The sequence below is a fragment of the Ruminiclostridium cellobioparum subsp. termitidis CT1112 genome, assembly GCF_000350485.1.
Classification (GTDB): Bacteria; Bacillota; Clostridia; order Acetivibrionales; family DSM-1351; genus Ruminiclostridium; species Ruminiclostridium termitidis.
In genome coordinates, this window is sequence record NZ_AORV01000060.1 from 104,571 (window position 1) to 124,434 (window position 19,864).

At 41.0% G+C, this 19,864-nt stretch carries 19 protein-coding genes; 7 read left to right on the forward strand and 12 right to left on the reverse strand.

Going from position 1 to position 19,864, the window contains the following annotated elements; all coding sequences use genetic code 11:
- Nucleotides 1-190: 190 nt before the first annotated feature.
- Together CTER_RS21150 and CTER_RS21155 are read right to left on the reverse strand one after the other, a co-directional pair.
- The gene (locus tag CTER_RS21150; RefSeq protein WP_004629097.1) at nt 191-2,749 is read right to left on the reverse strand and encodes a glycoside hydrolase family 9 protein; all 2,559 of its coding nucleotides are present in this window, start codon (nt 2,747-2,749) and stop codon (nt 191-193) included.
- 76 nt (nt 2,750-2,825) lie between these two features.
- Complete coding sequence (locus CTER_RS21155; protein WP_004629219.1) at nt 2,826-3,818, reverse strand: N-acetylglucosamine kinase; 993 nt, start codon at nt 3,816-3,818, stop codon at nt 2,826-2,828.
- 451 nt (nt 3,819-4,269) lie between these two features.
- Between CTER_RS21155 and uxuA the strand changes: the two genes are divergently transcribed.
- Both uxuA and CTER_RS21165 read left to right on the forward strand, forming a co-directional pair.
- Nucleotides 4,270-5,319 (forward strand): mannonate dehydratase, encoded by a 1,050-nt coding sequence (gene uxuA / locus CTER_RS21160; protein WP_004629043.1) that lies wholly within the window; start codon nt 4,270-4,272, stop codon nt 5,317-5,319.
- A 51-nt stretch (nt 5,320-5,370) separates the two neighbouring features.
- The gene (locus tag CTER_RS21165) at nt 5,371-6,228 is read left to right on the forward strand and encodes an SDR family oxidoreductase (RefSeq protein ID WP_004629213.1); all 858 of its coding nucleotides are present in this window, start codon (nt 5,371-5,373) and stop codon (nt 6,226-6,228) included.
- A gap of 107 nt (nt 6,229-6,335) precedes the next feature.
- On the opposite strand, the gene CTER_RS21170 is transcribed toward CTER_RS21165, so the two are convergent.
- From CTER_RS21170 to CTER_RS21185, 4 genes are all read right to left on the reverse strand, one after another.
- A complete protein-coding gene (locus CTER_RS21170) occupies nt 6,336-6,887 on the reverse strand; it encodes a hypothetical protein (RefSeq protein WP_004629190.1) in 552 nt (183 codons plus the stop codon).
- Between the two features lie 68 nt (nt 6,888-6,955).
- Nucleotides 6,956-7,783, reverse strand: coding sequence for an Asp23/Gls24 family envelope stress response protein (locus CTER_RS21175; protein ID WP_004629195.1), 828 nt, complete (start codon nt 7,781-7,783; stop codon nt 6,956-6,958).
- A 429-nt stretch (nt 7,784-8,212) separates the two neighbouring features.
- Nucleotides 8,213-9,130, reverse strand: coding sequence for a putative sporulation protein YtxC (gene ytxC / locus CTER_RS21180; protein ID WP_004629205.1), 918 nt, complete (start codon nt 9,128-9,130; stop codon nt 8,213-8,215).
- 224 nt (nt 9,131-9,354) lie between these two features.
- The gene (locus tag CTER_RS21185; protein ID WP_004629074.1) at nt 9,355-10,125 is read right to left on the reverse strand and encodes a DUF6873 family GME fold protein; all 771 of its coding nucleotides are present in this window, start codon (nt 10,123-10,125) and stop codon (nt 9,355-9,357) included.
- A 531-nt stretch (nt 10,126-10,656) separates the two neighbouring features.
- On the opposite strand from CTER_RS21185, the gene CTER_RS21190 reads away from it, so the two are divergent.
- The 5 genes from CTER_RS21190 (at nt 10,657) to CTER_RS21210 (ending at nt 13,125) form a co-directional block, all read left to right on the forward strand.
- On the forward strand, nt 10,657-10,869 hold the full coding sequence (locus CTER_RS21190; RefSeq protein WP_004629179.1) for a DUF378 domain-containing protein: 213 nt from the start codon (nt 10,657-10,659) through the stop codon (nt 10,867-10,869).
- Between the two features lie 203 nt (nt 10,870-11,072).
- A complete protein-coding gene (locus CTER_RS21195) occupies nt 11,073-11,258 on the forward strand; it encodes an alpha/beta-type small acid-soluble spore protein (RefSeq protein ID WP_004629013.1) in 186 nt (61 codons plus the stop codon).
- A 213-nt stretch (nt 11,259-11,471) separates the two neighbouring features.
- Nucleotides 11,472-12,524: an AI-2E family transporter gene (locus CTER_RS21200; RefSeq protein ID WP_004629137.1), complete on the forward strand. Its 1,053-nt coding sequence runs from the start codon at nt 11,472-11,474 to the stop codon at nt 12,522-12,524.
- 61 nt (nt 12,525-12,585) lie between these two features.
- Entirely contained in the window at nt 12,586-12,846 is a 261-nt protein-coding gene (locus CTER_RS21205; RefSeq protein ID WP_004629034.1) for a CPF_0552 family protein, read from the forward strand.
- A gap of 42 nt (nt 12,847-12,888) precedes the next feature.
- On the forward strand, nt 12,889-13,125 hold the full coding sequence (locus tag CTER_RS21210) for a hypothetical protein (RefSeq protein WP_004629164.1): 237 nt from the start codon (nt 12,889-12,891) through the stop codon (nt 13,123-13,125).
- Nucleotides 13,126-13,236: 111 nt separating this feature from the next.
- Here CTER_RS21210 and CTER_RS21215 read toward each other — a convergent pair whose 3' ends face one another.
- From CTER_RS21215 to CTER_RS21240, 6 genes are all read right to left on the reverse strand, one after another.
- Nucleotides 13,237-13,974 carry a YebC/PmpR family DNA-binding transcriptional regulator gene (locus CTER_RS21215; protein ID WP_004629177.1) on the reverse strand — a complete coding sequence of 246 codons (738 nt, stop codon included), beginning with the start codon at nt 13,972-13,974 and terminating at the stop codon, nt 13,237-13,239.
- Nucleotides 13,975-14,092: 118 nt separating this feature from the next.
- Nucleotides 14,093-14,743 (reverse strand): YigZ family protein, encoded by a 651-nt coding sequence (locus CTER_RS21220; RefSeq protein ID WP_004629066.1) that lies wholly within the window; start codon nt 14,741-14,743, stop codon nt 14,093-14,095.
- 150 nt (nt 14,744-14,893) lie between these two features.
- Nucleotides 14,894-15,331: an NUDIX hydrolase gene (locus tag CTER_RS21225; RefSeq protein ID WP_004629204.1), complete on the reverse strand. Its 438-nt coding sequence runs from the start codon at nt 15,329-15,331 to the stop codon at nt 14,894-14,896.
- 159 nt (nt 15,332-15,490) lie between these two features.
- Entirely contained in the window at nt 15,491-17,338 is a 1,848-nt protein-coding gene (gene hflX, locus CTER_RS21230; protein WP_004629081.1) for a GTPase HflX, read from the reverse strand.
- 143 nt (nt 17,339-17,481) lie between these two features.
- Nucleotides 17,482-18,459 (reverse strand): N-acetylglucosamine kinase, encoded by a 978-nt coding sequence (locus CTER_RS21235; RefSeq protein WP_004629018.1) that lies wholly within the window; start codon nt 18,457-18,459, stop codon nt 17,482-17,484.
- A 95-nt stretch (nt 18,460-18,554) separates the two neighbouring features.
- A complete protein-coding gene (locus CTER_RS21240; protein ID WP_004629185.1) occupies nt 18,555-19,847 on the reverse strand; it encodes a 6-phospho-beta-glucosidase in 1,293 nt (430 codons plus the stop codon).
- Nucleotides 19,848-19,864 lie beyond the last annotated feature (17 nt).

The following is a 19,864-nucleotide window of genomic DNA, read 5'->3' on the forward strand; positions in this document are numbered from 1 at the left end:
AATGTGCGGATGAACAAAATTTTTTCGATTTGTTTCCTGGTTACTTTCAGCTTTAAAGTATGAAAAACCTCTTTTCGGTGCAAAAAATCTCCCGGCTTTGTGCGAAGCTGTATAAACTTTTGCATATTACACATAACAGTAAGGGGCGGACAGAAAATCTGTCCGCCCCTCAGGGATTTTACAATGTTTATTAATTTACAGTAAGAGCAGGCTTATTTGAAGCATTTTCCCTGCTATTGAAGCTTAAGCTTGCTCCATTATTATTCTCTACCTGCAATTTGAAGGTCACTTTTTTATCTCCGCTCATCTGGCTGTTCACATAGCTTGTAACGTCTATGGTATACCAGCCTGCAGCCGATACGTCAACCGTGCCAATTGATACCGCATCTGTGCTGCCGGGCTGATTGTCCCAGGTTATACTTCCGCTGCCCGATTCGATCCAGGAATCGGTGCCCGAAAGTCCGTATATTTTTACAGGTGTAGCCGCAGATGCGGCATTGCAGTATATCTTCAAGGCAGCCGATGCAACCGATGTTCCCGCACGTCCGGTAAGGTCAAATTTTATGAAACCCTTCCTGTTGTATCCGGCGTCCGGATCACCTTTGACATCAATCGTAGTGGCTGTGCCATAATTGGTTGCTGAGTAAGTCCCGTCCCTTACATATGCATCAGCGCTTGCCGGATAGTCCACAGGGACAGCTGAAGTCGTAGCGCTCACAGCCGTGCTCCATGCGCTCGAACCGGCACTGTTTTTAGCCCTTACCTTGTAGCTGTGCGTTGACCCCAGTGTTAAACCTGTATGCGAGTAGGGTGATGTTACATTGCTTATTGTCGTGCCGTCAACTTCAAGGTCATAGCCTGTAGCACCGGCTGCTGAATTCCAGCTTACATTTATTTGTGACGGACCTGCCGCTGTAGCAGTCAAGCCTGCAGGCACTGCCGGTGCAGCCGGTGTGTAGCTGCCTCCCATAAATGCTGCCATTGCCATACCTGCCGCATTTCCGGTAATAGTAACCTCATTTGTTGCATAATCTCTGCGGTTATCATGCCAGATCATACGATTATCATTGAATTGCACTATGTTTGGATCTTCCTGTCCTGAAAGCAATGGATCCAACTGATCCACAGCATATTGGGCACTTGTTTCAAAACCTTCGCTCCATGCGCCAAGGAGCTCATACGCCGGATTACTGACACGGTTCAGAGTTGTGACACGGTGGCGGGGGTTCTTGAACCAGGTGGTACCTGCTCCATTTAACATACTGACGCCCCACGGATTTTTGCCCAGCATAAAATCCATCTGCTGCTGTGCTAAATTTAAGTATGCGGAACTGCCTGAAAGCTCCTGATACATCAATGCTTCAACCGCATTATTGCTCATTGCCTCATAAGTGCCCCACTTCGGCTGGCTGCTGTTATTCCAGAATTGCGCATCCGCGTAGGATTTCTTTACATTCAAATGGTTGTTCATACGGGCTGCAGCAGTACTCTTGTATGCCGGATCAAGTGATGCCACTTCATAGTTTGCCCATGCATAGGATCTTGACCAATTGAGGCTGGTGTCGCTTTTGTTATACCACTCCCCTGCGCTGTCACAATATGACCTCGCATCTGTCAGGTAAGAAGCTGTCCCTGTGGCACGGTAGAGTTCTGCCGCCGCCCAGGCCATATCATCCCTGTAATCGGTATCCACATAGAACTCATCCGCATCTCCTGCAATTCCTGTCCTTGTCTTTCCCCAGGTGTATATCTGCTGTGCTGCCGCAAGATAATTACCGGCCAATGCTGCATCATAGCAGGGTCCGCTGGGGTCTCCCCATATTTTTGCTCCAAGTGCCAGCGCAGCTGCCGCTTTCCCTGCCAGGTTGGCACCGGTCCCCGCCGGACACGGATGCACCGGACGCGCCGCACCATATATGGTATTATCATTTTCAGGCCAGCATTTGCTGCGGGAATCAAGATCATCATTTTCAACATCATGGTCAAGGCCATCGGCTACTTCCATATATAATATCTGGTTTGTGTTGTCCCACATCTTTCTTATGAAGTCAAGTCCGACTCTTGCTTCGGTTAATACCCCGCCGGAGCTTCCGGGGGAAGGAAATGCCTCAGGACGGTGTATATATGTTGTTAAGATTACATCGGTCACATGTCCTATGGTGCTCATGAATTTAATATAATCGGACGCGTCGTGCCATCCTCCGGTAACATCAATAGTTTTGGATGTTCCGTCAGGTTTTCCGTCTATTGACGAATTTGAACCTGATATATGGCAGGGGCCATGATCCTTCGGATTGGTATTTCCACAGCGCTGTACTTTAAAAAATTGCATTGAAAGATCGGCCAGGGTACTGTAGACTGAATCACCCACTGGAAAGGACGGCGATTTATATGAGTTGATTTTAATATAATATCCGCTGCCCGGTGTATTCAGAGCGCTGAAGTCAAGATCATATGTATATGCGCATTTTGCTCCGCCTGCGTCGCCCCAGCTTCCCTTATTTGGTGACGAAATTGTTCCATTTAACACTGATACATTGCCTGAATTAAATACGTCGTACCTGACGCCGCTTAGATTGGTGCTGGACAGCACCATAGCAACCTTTCCTGCTGACGGCTTGTACCCTGCCTGGTTAACCCTGATAAATATTCCGCTGGCATTTGCCCAGGCTGTGTCTGCCGGCATTATCACTGCTGTCAGCATGATAATTGCAACCAGGAATGAAATAACTCTGCTTCTTCTTTTCATTTTTTACACTCTCCTAAACTTTTAATATATGTGAATTTGACTTACAAGATCCCCTTGTCAATTCTACAAATTATGTTTAGTTGGCATATGCATTCAAAACTTTTTCCCTGTTATGCCTTTTACAGCCATTTTCCTCTAAAGCCCATAAAACCGCACCCGCCACAGGCGGTGATTTTAAGATGTTAAAAGCTATCCGCCTTTCTTTATTCTTTTCAATGACTTCCTGCTTAATTTTATCAATCGCCCTTGAATTTTCACCTTTTACAAATATTGAACCGGCCAGAATGACATTTATAGTTTCCTCCCTGCCAAAATCAAGATTGGTTATAAGTCCATTTATACATCTGGCATACTCCCGGCCCATGTTATCCAATATTTCCAGCGCTACCGCATCATTTTTATTGGCGGCTTCAAAAATCAATTTATTAAAAAAATCATATCTATATTCACCTTCATCGATTTTGTATTGCAGAGCTTCTACAAAATCAAATTTTGATTTTATATTTAAAATTTCAAAAAAAAGGTCAGTCAGATATGTATCAGGGTCTCCTTTAAAAATTGAATTGTACGTTGCGGACATGGCTTTACCTGCCAGATATTCCCCGCCTCCGAAATCTCCCCCGCTCATAGCTCCCAATCCGCCAATCTGGAGCATATTTCCCCTGGAATCAATTCCACCTATGTTAAAAGCCGTCCCGTTTATTGCACAAATCCCAAATCCATTCTCACATCCGGCTTTAACTCCAAGATAGGTATCATTGCACAGAATAAAGTTTTTTATTCCCAGGTCAGCTATTATATTTGAAATGAGTTCATGCTGTTTTTTTGTATCGACTCCTGCCAAACCGAATACGCATTTTCCAAGCTCGTCTGCAATTATGCCGTTTTTATCAAATACATATGTAATAAGCTTGTCCAATTCTTGCTTAAGTTCATCATAGCCGCCTTTCAGGCATTCATGGTTGGTTTTTCCCCAGCTTATAAAATCAACCGGGTCCCCGTCCAGATTGAAAACAGAACAGTGGGTCTTTGTCCCCCCTCCGTCAATTCCCAGTATGTATTTCTTCATAGCTTCTCCTCCTGAAACTGTGGTAAAAATTCCTTATTGGCCTCAAGCATTTCATCAAGTACACCTTTTGCCTATCATTTCATAATTTTTATAAATTCTCTTGGTTTAATGATATCCCCGCACAACTGCGGCCTCAATGTTATATTTTTACCGATAATTCTTCTTTTTTTACATATATTGTTATAACATCCCATATAATTTTTATCACAGCAATTTTTGCAATATAAACAGCAACCAAAACATATTTGTGTTATAAAAATATTGCTAGTATTTAGAATTAAACTGGCCTTTCCAGCAGTTGTCATAAATCAGCAATACAGGTATAATTTCTTATATTGATTTTATGTATATTTATAAAAAGAATATGGCTAATAAAAGGTTAATGTTTACAATATAAGACAAGTGCTTTAATTAAATTATTCCGTGCTGAAAGCACGGGGATGGAGGTCACATGAAATTATCATTCAGATGGTATGGCAAGGACGATCCGGTCAAAATAAGCTATATCAGGCAAATCCCAAATATGTACAGCATAGTTACAGCTGTTTATGACGTTCCGGTGGGAGAAATCTGGAGTCATGAAAGCATAGCACAGTTAAAAGATGAAGTTGAAAAGGCAGGACTCAGGTTTGATGTTATTGAAAGCGTTCCTGTTCATGAAGATATCAAGCTTGGGCTTCCTTCAAGAGACAGGTACATTGAAAACTACAAGGAAAATATCCGGAGACTTTCAAAAGCCGGGGTGAAATGCATCTGTTATAATTTTATGCCTGTATTTGACTGGACACGCACGCAATTGGACAAGACTCTGCCTGACGGCTCAACTGCTCTTGTCTATTATAAAGACCAGCTGCAAAAAATGGACCCTCTAAAGGGCGAATTATCGCTTCCCGGCTGGGATGCAAGCTACACCAAAGATCAATTGGCAAATATTTTTGAAGCATATTCCAAAGTGGATGATGAAAAATTGTGGTCACATCTGGAATATTTTCTTAAAGAAATTATTCCTGTTGCAGAAAAGTGTGATGTTAGAATGGCCATTCATCCGGATGATCCGCCGTGGCCCATATTCGGTCTTCCAAGGATCATAACAAATGAAAAGAACCTGGACAGATTCCTCAAACTGGTTGACAGTGAATACAACGGATTGACCTTCTGCACCGGTTCACTGGGGAGCGGCAGTTTTAACGACATCGTTAGGATGGTTGATAAATATTCTGCCATGGGCCGTATTCATTTCATGCACATCAGAAATGTCAAGCTGCTTGACGACGGAAGCTTTGAGGAAAGTGCCCACTACTCGCCCTGCGGCTCACTGGACGTAGTTGAAATTGTAAAAGTGCTTTATAAGAATAAATTTCAAGGCTATGTACGTCCTGACCACGGCAGGATGATATGGGGTGAAACCGGCCGGCCGGGCTATGGGTTGTATGACAGAGCTTTGGGAGCCATGTACCTCACCGGCATATGGGAAACTTTAGTGAAAACGGATAGCAAATAACTATGAATTTAACGCTATTTTTTACATTTTACTGCAGACATGGAGGTTCATATGGATTTACCATTTAAAATCGATTTAAGCAATAAAGTGGCAGTTGTCACCGGCGGAACCGGTGTTTTGGGTGCATACTGGGTCAACGCGCTTGCTGCCTGCGGAGCCAGGGTTGCAATACTGGGAAGGGACCTTGCTCTTATTGAAAAAAAGGCTTCGGAAATTGTCAGCTCCGGCGGCTCTGCCATAGGAGTTGCCGCAGATGTTCTTGACAGGGAAAGCCTTAAAAATGCTCATAAAATTGTACTGCAAAAATTAGGCCCTTGCGATATCCTTATCAACGGTGCCGGAGGAAATCATCCCAAAGGTACTACTACAAAGGAATACCTTTACCCGGAGGATCTTACCGATAAAAAGGACGGCATTACAACTTTTTTTGATCTGGATGAACAGGGCATAAAACATGTGATGGATCTGAACTTTCTGGGCACTCTGCTGCCTTCCCAGGAATTTTCAATAGACATGGTCGGGAGAAAGGGCTGTACAATAATCAATATTTCCTCCATGAATGCCTATACTCCGCTTACAAAAATTCCTGCATATTCGGGAGCAAAAGCAGCGGTATCAAACTTCACCCAATGGCTTGCAGTACATATGTCCAAGGTCGGAATAAGAGTCAACGCCATAGCACCCGGCTTCTTCCTGACAAAACAGAATGAGGCTCTGCTTAAAAATCCCGATGGGAGTTACACCGAACGGTCCCACAAGATTTTGAACAGTACGCCTATGGGCAGGTTCGGAGAAGCTCAAGAGCTGGTGGGCGTGCTGTTATTTCTGGTGAACGAGGAAGCCTCAAGCTTTGTAAATGGTGTGGTTATTCCTGTGGACGGAGGCTTCTCGGCATATTCAGGGGTGTAGCTGTGATTTAAAGATAAAAATTTTATATTTCACGTAAAAAAACTGCATAGCCTGGTATGCAGTTTTTTATGCATTAATTACTTTATATATTTATACAAGCTGATTCATTATTGTTTTTCACAGTACTTTACAATATTACTTACTGTTGTATTACTCCAAAGCTGTGCTTCTATATACCTGATAGGTCCTTTTTCTCCATTGGGATTCCATTTTTGCGGAAGCCCGTATTTTTGAATAATCTGTAGTATTTCCTCATACGTATATACTTGTTTTCTATATTCGGCACTATCATCTCCTCTGGGACCAAACGTAGGAAACATATCGCCATATGTAAAGGATATTGTATCTGTGTCCAAATCCTTGATATCAATGATGACTGAACAGCCGTCTTTATACCAGGACTTTAACCAGGCACATTCCTCAACTGTCATGTAGTGGGGTCTGCTTCGCATGGCTTTCCCCCCTTTTTCCAAAAACATTTTACGTGTCAAATCTTCATATTTGAACCGTCTTTTTATGTATGTCTCATCCCGTTTTGCTGCGTATATTTGGTTTCTCTTCCTTATTTCGTTAAGAGCATTTTCCGCATCCTCCAAACTTAAATCAGAAAGATTACAAAAAGGTCCTTTTTCTTTTTCAAAGTAATGATATAACTTCACCTAAATCCTCCAAATTACGCAAGGCCGTATTAACTCCAAATCCTTAGGCAACAAGAATACCTTCCTCCTCAGCTCTTCCTGCTGTCCATCACAAGGCTCTTTGCCACCACATTCATCCTTCTGATGTTCAAGGCGGTAAGGTGCTTGATCTGTTCGCTGACCTGCTCCTGAACTTCTCTGAGCAGTTTTTTTATCATATAACCGTATATAAGTACAAGATCCATTTCGATATATATTCCGTCCGGCCTGTTTTCAGCACGGAACCTGGATATTTTGGATACACCTTCAATATTCGATGTGACATATTCAACTATCTGGTAGATAGTATAGTCTGAAATAGTATAATTTCCCATATAGCTGAAGGTAGGCCTGACCACGGATTTTTCGCCCACCAGCTGGTAGCTGCCCTTACCCTTTCTCCTGAAAATCTGGAGCGGGTCAAGAAAATATCCTGAAAAATCCTTTTTTATCTCAAAGGTAGGGACGGGAATTACGTGTTTTCCCTGCTCTCTTCTGGTGGATAACGCCTGCTTTATTTCATATTCACTGGCCACGTCGGTTATATATACCTTTTCGGCAACAGGACCTAACCCAAGACGTGCGGCTATTTTTTCCACCATCCCGTCGGAGGTCCCAATTATGAGCAGCACCTGGGTGTCATTATTTTTCAGCGCCTTAACAACATCCTCGGCGTGCTTCGGATCTGTAAATAAAGCTCTTTTGACAGAGGCTATCTTTGTACTTTCCCGTTTTGCAGAAACCCCTGCTACTATGGTATTCCCTTTTATCAGCAGTCCATCGTCTATTATAAAATCTGTCCCATGTTCTCTTGCAACCCAGGATGCTCTGTGGCTTTTTCCCGTACCGCTTGGTCCAATAAATCCAATTACTTTCAAGGTCTTCCTCCTAATATGGCGTAAACAATAAACATAGAGTCTTTAATCTGAATTATTTACATGTTTTAAACAAATTATAAATTATAACGGTATTGTATGTAAATCATTGATTCCAAACCTGCTTAAATATTTTGTATACATTTGTATACAAAGGGAAAAAGAGAGCCATTTGACTCTCTTTTCTTTTTCCCGGACATTTTAATCTTTTGTAATTTTAAACTTTTTCTGTTGTAATTTTATCGTTTTATCTTTTGTAAGGTATAAATTATTTATATTGGCTGTTAACCAATATAAAGTGTTTATTCATTTCAACTACACTTTATATAGTTACTACACGATATATTGTATTTATATACCAACTTTTTGTCAATATCTATTGTGAAAAATATTATAGTAATATTTTACTATTTTTTATTGGTCTGTCGACCCTTAGTCTTTTCTGTCGGATTTTGCAAAACTGTATTCACAAACGCTGCAACCGCTGCAAAGTACAACTTTTCCCGAAAAAACATTTTTAATAGTATCCAAAAGTTTTTGATTTTTAAACCTCTCCCAATTATGAATAATTATGCTTTTGGGAGCCAGCGTTATCAATGAGCTGACCAGCAGGTCATCGTGATTTATTTCAGACTCGGGGAGCTCGGCTATGAACTCCTGGATACACTCATTGGTAATTTCACGTTTCTTCTCATCCAGTAAAACATAGTTTTCATCATATTGCATTACCACATGGATGAAATTGAATTTCGATTCCTGTATCTCAACAAAATACCTTAAAAGCCTTATAAATTCCTTGTACTCTCTTTCAACAAGGAAGTCATCTACTGCATTGTCAATAATATCTTCAAGTTCCTTTATATAATCCTTCAGCCTGAAATTGACAAAGCCGTCCAGAATGATGCTGCTTGAGCTTTCAAAATACTCCATTAGTTTTTTTATAATAAGATTTCTGCGTCTTATTTGAAACAGGGTGTTGAAAAAAACCTTGTCATCGTTTCTGATTATTTTAAGCGAGATGCGTAATATTTCTTTCTTTTCGGCTGAATTAAAATATCCATAGTTACTATTAATAATTCTATTTAAAAGTTTTTCTTCATACTGCTGTATAACATGGTCGGCAAGAGCATTTGACACATGATATTTCAGTAATTCATACTGGTTGGATTTTTTTGAGAACACCGGCTCTCCTTCTAAATTACACACAACTGAAGTTGTACCCTCAAAATCAACCTCTTTAATAGAGTAGTCTATATTCTTTTCCCTGAGTTGCTGAAGCTCTTTATCTATTTGTTGTATTATGTTTTCTGCGCTATCTGTTATCCCTATTGAGAGATATGGATACTGCATCAACTTCACTTCCCTTCGTGTGTAGTATGTGTTCCGGCAAAATGTTGTATGCAGTGAGCGTTTTTACAGTTTATGCTATCAAAAATTATTTTTATAATTTCCCAGCAGCTTCATCCGCTCCCTTAAGTCTTGCTACATTATATGCACTGTAATTTTTTAAGGTACTACACCTTCAAGATTAATTTATAACAGAGCGAGCGGCGTATTTTCTTTATTTTCAGAACTCAAAGATTGTACTGCCGATTCTGTTCCACAGGAATTATTGTTCCTATGTCCATAAGCTTTCCATCATTAAGCATAACCACGTCTACGCGTTTTAAACTCAAAAAGTCCATTATTTTATGGTAATTTTTATGGAAATGTAAATCTCCGGCTATTGCAAGTTTATTTTTCCCTATCATACCTGTGGTTCCCCCGAAAAAACCCATACTAAAAGGCTCCAGCTTTATGGACTCATCAGGCTCTATCAGCAATGAATCCAAACCTGCGGCACAGACTCTTCTATGGATATCGTGATCCGAGGTTATTATACTGTTTGAATCAACCACACAGGTCAGACATTTGGAATAACCCTGATTTGTGTGAATAAACTCCACTCCTTTCGAGGCAAGCAGCTCCCGTATAACAGGATCTGTATATTTGGTGTTGTGAATTGCATAATTCCCGACTCTTGCAACATTGTAGGCTACAGTCATAGGGTATTTGTCTCCCAACACGGTATTGCCCTGAAACAACCTGAAGCCTCTTTCCCGAAGTGTATCCAGAAATTGTTCCGGTGTGCCCGGTGCGTATACCAAAACATCTCCGCCTATGTGGTGCAGCATGATGTCGGGATGGAACGCAACGGCAGCATATACATCCGGATGGGCCTCTGTGGGTATTATGGCTATTTTGAGCCTTTCAAGCGCAGCTTTTATTTCGCGGGGTATCCTTCCGTCAATAATGACGGCGGTCACTGTCCCAGCCGGTAAATTTGGTGTCTCTATCAGATTCAAACCCTGCCTCCGTTAATCTAGTACAATATGCAGAATATTGTACTAGTATTTGTTATAAATAAATATTTTTACTATCACACATAATTTTTCTTTTTCATATTATACTAAGGAGTGACTTTACAAAATAGTTATTTATTATGATTTTAATTAATTGTCGCTCCTTGGAATAGCTTAATTATACGTTATCTCATTTGGATACTTTAAATTAAAAACATCAAGTTAATTCAAATACATTACTGTTAATGTTACCTGATCAGTAAATCTTATTATCATAAAACCTGATTATGGTTACAAAAAACATTGTTCTCTAAAAAAGAAATTTCTTTGTACGCATCATATATCAGGACTAACTGCCTGTGAAAACAGACGGTTATTTAAATACACCGCATTTCCCGTAAAAAAGGAAGTGCGGTTATTTTATGCATGTAATAGCCGCAGTGAATAAAAAATATGTACATTAATTATAATATATTCAAGCACAATTTCTAATATAGAAATTTGCCAAAACTATCAAGAAAGGAAGTTATGACAATGAGAACACCTTTGGATAGGGTTGCACTAGTACTGGTTATCATTGGAGCTTTAAACTGGCTTTCTGTTGGCTTATTCAGATATGACCTGGTTGCCTCCATATTTGGAACCGCTTCGCTTTTAACAAGGACAATATTTACCATAGTAGGTATTGCCGGTTTGTACAGCATAAGTCTTTTATTTAGGGAAACTGAAACTGCAAGAAATCAATAATAGCCTAAAGTGGCGGGTGTTTGACGCCACTTTATTACTTTATGGCCGGGTAAAAATATATTTACGTTTTTGTTTCCAGAATTTTTTATTAAAAAAGTTATAAATTTCTGTAATAATTTTTTCGGTATTGCAAATTATATAAGTACACCAGCAAAATCACTGATACAGTGAAATATGGTGACACTAAAAGGAGGAATGCGATTATGGCAAGTAGAAATAATAACAGGAACACTGGTTTTGAGAACATGAAGTATGAAATAGCTTCTCAGGTAGGCGTAAACCTCAAAGAAGGCTACAATGGTGATTTGACTTCCAGAGATGCTGGTAAAGTTGGTGGAAACATCACCAAGAAAGTATTCCAGACATTTAGAGATTCACAGGGTAAGTAATATTTGCAGGTGAGTGTCCTTAAAGGACGCAATAATAAAAGGATGCCGTTTAGGACGGTGTCCTTTTATTTAATTAAACTTATTTGCAAATAAACACTTTATAAGTTAGGAATATTTTTATATAATTGAACTAATAAGTTAATTGCACCAAGCCTGTACATACACTGCGGGGATAATGTATTTTCTTATAATAATAACAAGGAAACGGTTTCTATGACAACATTTAAAACAATCCTCACAAATCAAATGACAAGGCGTATACTGATACTTCTTGCTTTCGGATTAGGCATCTACCTTTTAAGAGGTATGGCAAATATGTTTTTGCTGACCTTTATCTTTGCCTATCTCGGCTATACTGCGCAAAATTTTGTTTTTAAAAGGGCTAAAAATCTTAATTCAAGAGTCTTAAAGGCAATTATCATCATAGTATACCTTGCAATCCTGACACTTGCCGTTTATGTACTGTATCTGTATATTCCGAAAATAATTTCCGAAGTAAACTCAATCATACAGCAGGCAATTGTTTTCTTAAACGGTACCTACGAAAATGAAACCTTGAATTACTTCATATCACTTTCAAAGGAATTTAAAGTGTCAACGTATATCAACAATAATTATGAGGGTTTGATCAAATCCATCACCAATATAGGCAAATGGGGCATCGATATCTTTATAGCCCTGATATTGAGCTTGTTTTTTATACTTGAAAAAAACAGGATCGTCAAATTTACTTCATATTTTAAAAATAGTAAAATTAAAGTTGTATATGATGAAATGTCCTTCTTCGGAAGAAAATTTCTTCAATCCTTCGGAAAAGTGATACAAACTCAGATAACCATATCATTTATCAATGCCATACTGTCAATGATAATGCTGTACGTACTTGACTTTCCGCAGGTATTGGGTTTAGGCGCCATGATATTCGTATTGGGGCTTGTCCCCGTGGCAGGTGTGGTTATATCACTGCTGCCGCTTGCTATTATAGCTTTTACAATTGGCGGCTTTAGAATGATTATTTATGTTTTGATTCTGATTGCAATATTGCATGCCCTTGAGAGCTATATTCTCAATCCGAAGCTTATGTCCCAGAAGACAAAACTTCCGGTGTTCTATACTTTCGTAATTCTGATAGTATCAGAGCATATCCTGGGGATTTGGGGACTTATAATCGGAATTCCGATATTTATTTTTATATTGGATGTACTTGAGGTACAAAATCCTGACATACCGGCTGCAGCGGAACCTGAAGACCGGGCTGGTCAATAATAAATACCGGGAGTTACAACAAGTTTTACTTATCACTTAATTATTATTATGGAGGTTGTTTATGGCTTGTTATAATGTTATGACTGTTCTGACAAACAACAGAATTGAAAATGTTTCTGAAATGCAGCATGTTTTTACTAAATCAGGCTGTATTATCAAGACAAGGCTCGGAATTCACGATGCAGGTGAAGACTTTTGCTCAAACGAAGGCCTTATTATCCTTCACTTGATTGGAGCTGACAAGGAAGTGCTGGAGTTGGAGGAAAACTTGAACAATATTCCTGGCGTTAAGGCAAAAAACAGCCAGATTTGTTCGGATTAATATTACTAAAACATCAATTATAATTTATTACCGGGGTTATATATGGCTGAAACAAAGCAATGTAAAGAATGTATGGGAATGTTCCAATATACCACCAGTGACGGTCTTTGTCTGACCTGCAGCCAGAGAAATGAACTGGAATTTAAAAAAATCAAGAACTACCTGAAACTGAATCCAAGAGCTACAATAGGTAAAATTGCTACTGATCTGGACATCAAAGTTGCCCATATTCAAAAGTTCGTTGACGAGGGCAGACTGGAAATCATTGATAAGCAGTAAATTAAAATGCTTTAGTTGTTGTTGCTAAAATCAAAAGCCGGCATCAGCCGGCTTTTTTATCGGCGGCCACAAGGGCCGTTCCCATTTTATATCTATTCAACACGTTCCGAATTATTCTTCATCCTGTTCCCAGCTGTGATATACATTGGAAACATCATCAAGGTCCTCCAGATTTTCAATCAGCTTATCCATAAACTTGATCTGCTCAGGATCGGTAAGTTTTGTTGTCGTTGTAGGAAGCATTGACACTTCGGCTTCAAGGAATTCATATCCCTTGTTCTCAAGAACCTCACGTACAGCTGAAAAATCCGCAGGGTCAGTCAATATTTCAAATACATCCCCATCCGCCTTGAAATCCTCGGCACCAATCTCAAGGACTTCCATCATGAGATCATCTTCGCTGATTTTTCCGTCATTCTCAATAACTATGACACCCTTTTTATTGAACATAAAGGAAACACAGCCGCTCTGACCCAGATTCCCTCCGAATTTATCAAAGTAGTGCCTTAAATCCCCCGCAGTCCTGTTTCTGTTATCGGTGGTACATTCGCAAATAACAGCTACCCCGCCCGGCCCATAACCCTCATAGGTTATTTCTTCATAATTCGCATTATCACCGTCACCGGCAGCCTTTTTTATACTTCTCTGAATATTATCATTAGGCATATTGACAGCTTTACACTTGGCAATAACATCCTTCAGTTTGGAATTTGTAACTGGATCTGCACTTCCACCAACTTTAACGGCAATTTGAATTTCTCTGCCAAGTTTAGTAAAGATCTTTCCCTTCTTTGCGTCGGCTTCACCCTTTTGACGCTTGATATTGGCCCATTTTGAATGCCCTGACATAAATACCTCCCTAATGCTCACTGCATTATAATAAACATTGCTGATTAATTTTTGGATTATTACTTAAACATTATAATAGTAATTTCTCAAATAATCAACCTGCTGGCATATGAGTTTGCTAACATATGAGTTTCCCTTCACCATCCAATGTTATGTATTCTTTTTCACCGCATTCGATAACGGCCCTGCCATTTGTGTTCTCAACGACCTCCTTGATTAAGGCTTCCTCTCTTCCGTTCTCAATAAGGACCGTGATTTCAACATCCTGTCCATACTGTGTATCTTTTATTATATTATTGTTTGTCATGAGCATATTCTGTAATTTCCCAAACAATGTATATTCAAGCATTATGTTAACATTTACACATAATTTTCTCGTAACCACTTCAGCGGCCTCCAGACCCAGGGAAGCCCCGTGGCTGTACGCGCGTATCAAACCGGATGCACCCAGGAGCGTACCTCCGAAATATCTGGTCACAACAACGGCAACATTTTGCACACCCATCCTCCTGATAACCTCAAGCGCCGGCATACCGGCCGTTCCTGACGGTTCACCGTCATCGCTGTATCTCTGGATGAGGCTGTCACCGCTTATGGAATAGGCATAGACGTTGTGGGTGGCATTCCAGTGCCTGGATTTTATTTCATTTATAAATTCAACCGCATCCTCCTCATAAGACACAGGCTTTACATTCGTTATAAATCTTGACTTCTTTTCCTCAAACTCGGTTACAGCAGTATTAAGGACTGTTTTATATTCGGATATCATTTTGCCTCCATAAAAAGGTTATAGCAGAATAGTAATTATTATACCTCAGTATACCTGAAAATTAAAGGCTGCAAGATTTTTCACCTCAATAAAATCAGCACCCCCCATCATGGAGAGTGCTGTAATTTATTTACTTTATTATTGTCAAACTTAATAAAACCCTACCGCATCGGAATTTTCCACCTTGCAATATTTTGAATAGGAACAGTTTATAAGGGATCTGTCCTGACTGTAGGTTATTTTTTGCAAGGCTTCCTCAATGGTAAAATAACCGCCATCGGTAAAGTTCTCTTCTTTATTAACTTCAAATTTATCATCCAGGGATTTCATGACGTACCATGTGATCTTATTGCAGACTGGCCTTTGACGTGTGACTGAAAAGAATTCGTAATTGGTATTACCCGCAGTAGAAATAATTTCGGCATTAATTCCTGCTTCTTCTTTAACTCTTCGCCTGGCAACTTCATCGGGATATTCCCCGATCTTAATTACTCCCTTAGGAAGCACCCACTCATCCTTCTCATTTTTGAGAAGAAATACTTTCTCTCCGGAAAAGACAACACCACCTGCACAGTTTCTAACAAGCATAATCAAAACCCCTTCCCTGATAGATTTTTTTGAGTTTTCAGAATAATCAGATAATAATATAATTATTCATATGTATATATTATCTAACTATTCCTTATTATTTCCAATGCATAGAATTTAATACATTCTATTATAAATATAATACCGTACTTATATATATTATACAAGGATAAATTCTTCGAGTTTGCCAATTTTGTCTAATTTCACTAAAGCCTTAACCTGTATTCCGTTCTCCAGATACTCCTGATTGATTATTTGCCCGTATTTGTAAATGTATGGGAGCACCCACCCCTCATTATATGGTATGAGCAGATTTATTTCCCTGAGCCTGTCTTTAAAACCTTCGGTAATTTGTTCAAGCAGACGGTCGATACCAGTTCCGGTAACTGCCGATATTTCACAGACTGAGGAATAGCCTATGGAATTTATTCTGCCTCCCGAGGTGACAAGATCCTGCTTGTTGAGTACAAGTATCGTATTTTTTGAGGAAGCTCCCAATTCATCCAGCAGCCCCTCCACAACACTGATCTGCATAGCCGCATTCTCATTTGAAGCGTCAACAACATGCAGCAGCATATCTGCGTGCACCGCCTCCTCCAGTGTTGACTTGAACGCCTCTATCAAATCATGTGGCAGTTTTCTTATGAAACCGACCGTATCTACGAGTACGGCTTCCCTTCCGTCGGCCAGTATCAGCTTGCGGGCAGACGGATCAAGAGTGGCGAACAGTTTGTCCTCCACAAATACGTCCGCTCCGCACAACCTGTTCATGAGTGTTGATTTTCCGGCATTTGTGTAACCAACGATGGCTATAACAGGCACATTGTTTTTACTTCTTGTGCTCCGCATAAAGTCTCTTCTTTTCTCAAGCTGCTCCAGTTCTCTCTCAAGACCTGATATTCTTCTGCGGATATGCCTTCTGTCCACCTCCAGCTTTTTCTCACCGGGGCCGCGTGTTCCGATACCTCCGCCCAATCTGGACAGTTGAGTTCCCAGGCCGATGAGTCTGGGAAGCTGATACTTGAGCTGTGCCAGCTCCACCTGAAGCTTGCCTTCCTTTGATATGGCCCTCTGGGCGAAAATATCCAATATTAATGTGGTACGGTCTACCACCCGTACACCTGTTGCATCTTCAATATTTCTAATTTGGGCGCCCGAGAGCTCATCGTCGAATATGAGCAGCTGAACATCCCTTGCCTGGCACAGCAGAGACAACTCCTCAATTTTGCCCTTTCCCACATAGTAGGCTGAGTCCTGAGCCTGCTTGCGCTGGAGGACTTTGTCCACAACTATGGCTCCTGCAGTCCCGGCCAGTTCCTCCAACTCACTGAGAGAGTCCTCCGCATCCCTGAGCGAGGCACTTTCCAGCCTGCTCTGGCTGGTTTCCAGTCCAACAAGTATGGCTTTCTCGGCCTCTCCTTCATTTTCATATATATCGTTTTTCGCCGAGGCGTCAAGTTCCTCTATGATTTTATACAGATAGTTAAGCCTCGGCTCGCCCAGTGTAAACGGGCCATACACATCCACATCCTGCTCAGCCGACAGGCAGCCCGCATATATTTCCCCAGGCTGTCCCTCATTTATGCCCATTGCCAGCATTGCATCCAGCCTTAGTTTTTGCAGTGTACTTATGTCAACCTGTGACAGCATCCCGTTTCCACCTGGATGTGTATGAATGCATCTGATAGCAGACAATCTGGATTTCCCTCTTCTGTTATCCAACTGGGGCAGCGACACCGTTCCGCTGTCGCCGATACTTATGTCAACTACAATTCCTCTTCTGTTTATAAGAACAGATATTTCCCTGTTAATCTCATGAGAAATTCTTGCTATGGTTTCAGCCAATTCGACAGGAACAAGTTCCCTTGATTCGAATTTTTTATCATACAACTCCTCAAGCTCGTTAAGAAGTCTCTCCTTGATGGATTGGGTATTTCCGTTAATATTTATAAGCTCGCCTCCTATAATCCAGGTACGCCCCGGCACACTTGCACACCAATTTTGCATGATGCAGATTTACCTATATTATATATTACTATTAGAGAATAAGGCAGATAAATGAAAATTTCAAGGAGTGCTGTTAACTAATAAATTTAAATTTGCTTTACCGGTGTGATTTTTAATATCAACTGGTGACTTCCGTACTATGATCAGTATTTCATAAAAAGTCCGGTTATTTGCTTTCTATCTATTATATCCTCCAGAGCCCATATGACCGCACCTACGACCGGCGGCTTATCCAGGAGGATGAACTCTATAGCCATATCCCTGTTCGCCGAGGTCACACATTTTTTTAAAGTGTCGGTAATTGTGGGATTTGCCGCTTTTGTATTAATGGAGCCCGATAGTATTACCTGCAGCCCAGGTGTATCAAATTTCAGTTCCCTGATACACCCGTTAACCGAGTTTGCCAGACTCCGGCCAAGCTCCTCAAGTATTTTTATGGCCAGGTTATCTCCTTTGTTGGCAGCATCAAAGATAATTCTGTTCAGTTCCCGTACACTTATGCTTCCTTCTTCTATTTTCCGGATAGCGTTGTCAATGAAATCATATTTTGACTCCACCTTCAGTTCTTCGGGAATCATATCCAGCATACAGGTCTCTGCCCCGCACCTGAAATAGTAATTGTAAACAGACTGTATAAACTTTTCTCCCAGGTATGCACCGCCGCCCAGATCTCCCGTAATGGCACCCATACCTCCCACCTGGAGAACGCCTCCCGTCCGGTCAATACCGGCCACACTGCACCCTGTCCCGTTGACAACTCCGATTCCCCACCCGTTTTTACTTCCGGCTTTTATTGCAAGGTAGGCGTCATTATACAATTTAAAATCATTGAAGCCAAGTTCCTTCAAAATGACTGAAATGACCTTATGCTGCCATCTTGTATCAACTCCTGCCATGCCAAAAACACTTTTAACTATCTGACTGATTTGCAGCCCGTTACGCTTTACAAGGTAGTTGAGCATCAGCGTCATTTCACTTTTGAAGCCTTGATAGCCGCCTTTTAATACCTCATGGTTCGTCGGGCCCCAATTAATTAAGTCAACTTCGTTACCTTCAATATCATACAGTGCACATTGTGTTTTAGTACCGCCTCCATCCACTCCAAGCACGTATTGCTTCATATTAGCCTCCATGAGCCACATTTGTGGCCACAAAATGTTATGTAATTAATATCCTTTATCGCTATGTGGCAAGTAAAGGAGGTTAGCAACTGTTTTTATTGCTTATGGAACTGCGGCAAAAATTTTCTGTTGGCTTCCAGCATCTCATCGAGCATGGGTTTTGCCTTGTTGTAATCACCTATTAACGGGTGGACCAGCAAGGCGGACAGTGCTGCATCATAATCCCCTGTCAGTCCCGCCCTGGCAGCCAGCTTTTCATATGCCTTCACAGCCTTCATCAACCCTATAATCATATGGTTATTAAAATTCTTCATCTTAACAGGGAAAATTCCCATTCTGTTTACAAGACACTTTACCTCAACAACATCATCATTGTCCATAAAGGGCAATGCTCCTTCATTCCTTACATTTACAACATGATACTCATTTTTGTCATTTTCCAGCGCATCGATCAGTGAGACTGCTGCGGTGGAATAATACGCTCCACCCCTCTGCTCCAGCAGTGCCGGTTTATCAACCAGGTTAATGTCCTCATACAGCTCAAGCAGCTCCCTTTCAAGCTCCTTGCACACCTCGCCCCTGGTTTTCTCCGCTTCCTTGCAGTGATTTATCTGAGCATCCCTGAAATAATAATAGTTAAGGTACGAGGAAGGAATTCCTCCGGTGGCTTTCAGCAACGGTTTTTGAAGCTCCGCCTCCTGGATATTTTTCATAGTGGTTATTTCCAGTCCACTCTCAATAAGCTGTGGCAGGATATTGTTTCCTTCGGCATATACTCCTGTTATCCAGCTCAGGTGATTCAGCCCGACGTAATCGTAGTCAAAATTCCGCGTATCAGCTGAAACCATGGCTCTGGCATCTTTTATCATGCTGGTGGGGCAATTGCACAATCCGGCCATCTTAATGCCGCTGTTGTTCAATACTGCTTCAGCCACCAGACCCGACGGATTTGCAAAGTTGATGAGCCATGCGTCGGAAGCAAGTCTTTCCATGGTTTTTACAATATCCATAATAACGGGAATGGTCCTCATGGCCTTCATAAAGCCGCCTGCCCCCGTGGTCTCCTGTCCCAGCATGTCATATTTAAGGGGTATCTTTTCATCGCTGATCCTGGCATCCAGTTTTCCCACCCTGACCTGGGACAGCACATAATGAGCCCCCTGTATTGCCTCCTCGAGATTGTCTGTCATAACAACCCTGCATTTCATAGAATTTTTCCTTAATATTCTTTCGGTCAGTGCACCCACTATACCCATTTTCGTTTTATCTATATCCATGAGATAAATGGATTCCACGTCAAGGGTCTCCCTCCTGACGATAAATCCCTCGATAAGTTCGGGGGTATATGTACTTCCTGCACCAATTACTGCAATCTTTAAATTTCTCATAATCCCATCCTCCCTGA

Excerpts from the sequence above, each read along its gene's own strand:
- CTER_RS21150 (WP_004629097.1), bottom strand. The coding sequence starts at position 2,749 with ATGAAAAGAAGAAGCAGAGTTATTTCATTCCTGGTTGCAATTATCATG.
- CTER_RS21155 (WP_004629219.1), bottom strand. The coding sequence starts at position 3,818 with ATGAAGAAATACATACTGGGAATTGACGGAGGGGGGACAAAGACCCAC.
- uxuA (WP_004629043.1), top strand. The coding sequence starts at position 4,270 with ATGAAATTATCATTCAGATGGTATGGCAAGGACGATCCGGTCAAAATA.
- CTER_RS21165 (WP_004629213.1), top strand. The coding sequence starts at position 5,371 with ATGGATTTACCATTTAAAATCGATTTAAGCAATAAAGTGGCAGTTGTC.
- ytxC (WP_004629205.1), bottom strand. The coding sequence starts at position 9,130 with ATGCAGTATCCATATCTCTCAATAGGGATAACAGATAGCGCAGAAAAC.
- CTER_RS21190 (WP_004629179.1), top strand. The coding sequence starts at position 10,657 with ATGAGAACACCTTTGGATAGGGTTGCACTAGTACTGGTTATCATTGGA.
- CTER_RS21195 (WP_004629013.1), top strand. The coding sequence starts at position 11,073 with ATGGCAAGTAGAAATAATAACAGGAACACTGGTTTTGAGAACATGAAG.
- CTER_RS21200 (WP_004629137.1), top strand. The coding sequence starts at position 11,472 with ATGACAACATTTAAAACAATCCTCACAAATCAAATGACAAGGCGTATA.
- CTER_RS21205 (WP_004629034.1), top strand. The coding sequence starts at position 12,586 with ATGGCTTGTTATAATGTTATGACTGTTCTGACAAACAACAGAATTGAA.
- CTER_RS21210 (WP_004629164.1), top strand. The coding sequence starts at position 12,889 with ATGGCTGAAACAAAGCAATGTAAAGAATGTATGGGAATGTTCCAATAT.
- CTER_RS21215 (WP_004629177.1), bottom strand. The coding sequence starts at position 13,974 with ATGTCAGGGCATTCAAAATGGGCCAATATCAAGCGTCAAAAGGGTGAA.
- CTER_RS21220 (WP_004629066.1), bottom strand. The coding sequence starts at position 14,743 with ATGATATCCGAATATAAAACAGTCCTTAATACTGCTGTAACCGAGTTT.
- CTER_RS21225 (WP_004629204.1), bottom strand. The coding sequence starts at position 15,331 with ATGCTTGTTAGAAACTGTGCAGGTGGTGTTGTCTTTTCCGGAGAGAAA.
- hflX (WP_004629081.1), bottom strand. The coding sequence starts at position 17,338 with ATGCAAAATTGGTGTGCAAGTGTGCCGGGGCGTACCTGGATTATAGGA.
- CTER_RS21235 (WP_004629018.1), bottom strand. The coding sequence starts at position 18,459 with ATGAAGCAATACGTGCTTGGAGTGGATGGAGGCGGTACTAAAACACAA.
- CTER_RS21240 (WP_004629185.1), bottom strand. The coding sequence starts at position 19,847 with ATGAGAAATTTAAAGATTGCAGTAATTGGTGCAGGAAGTACATATACC.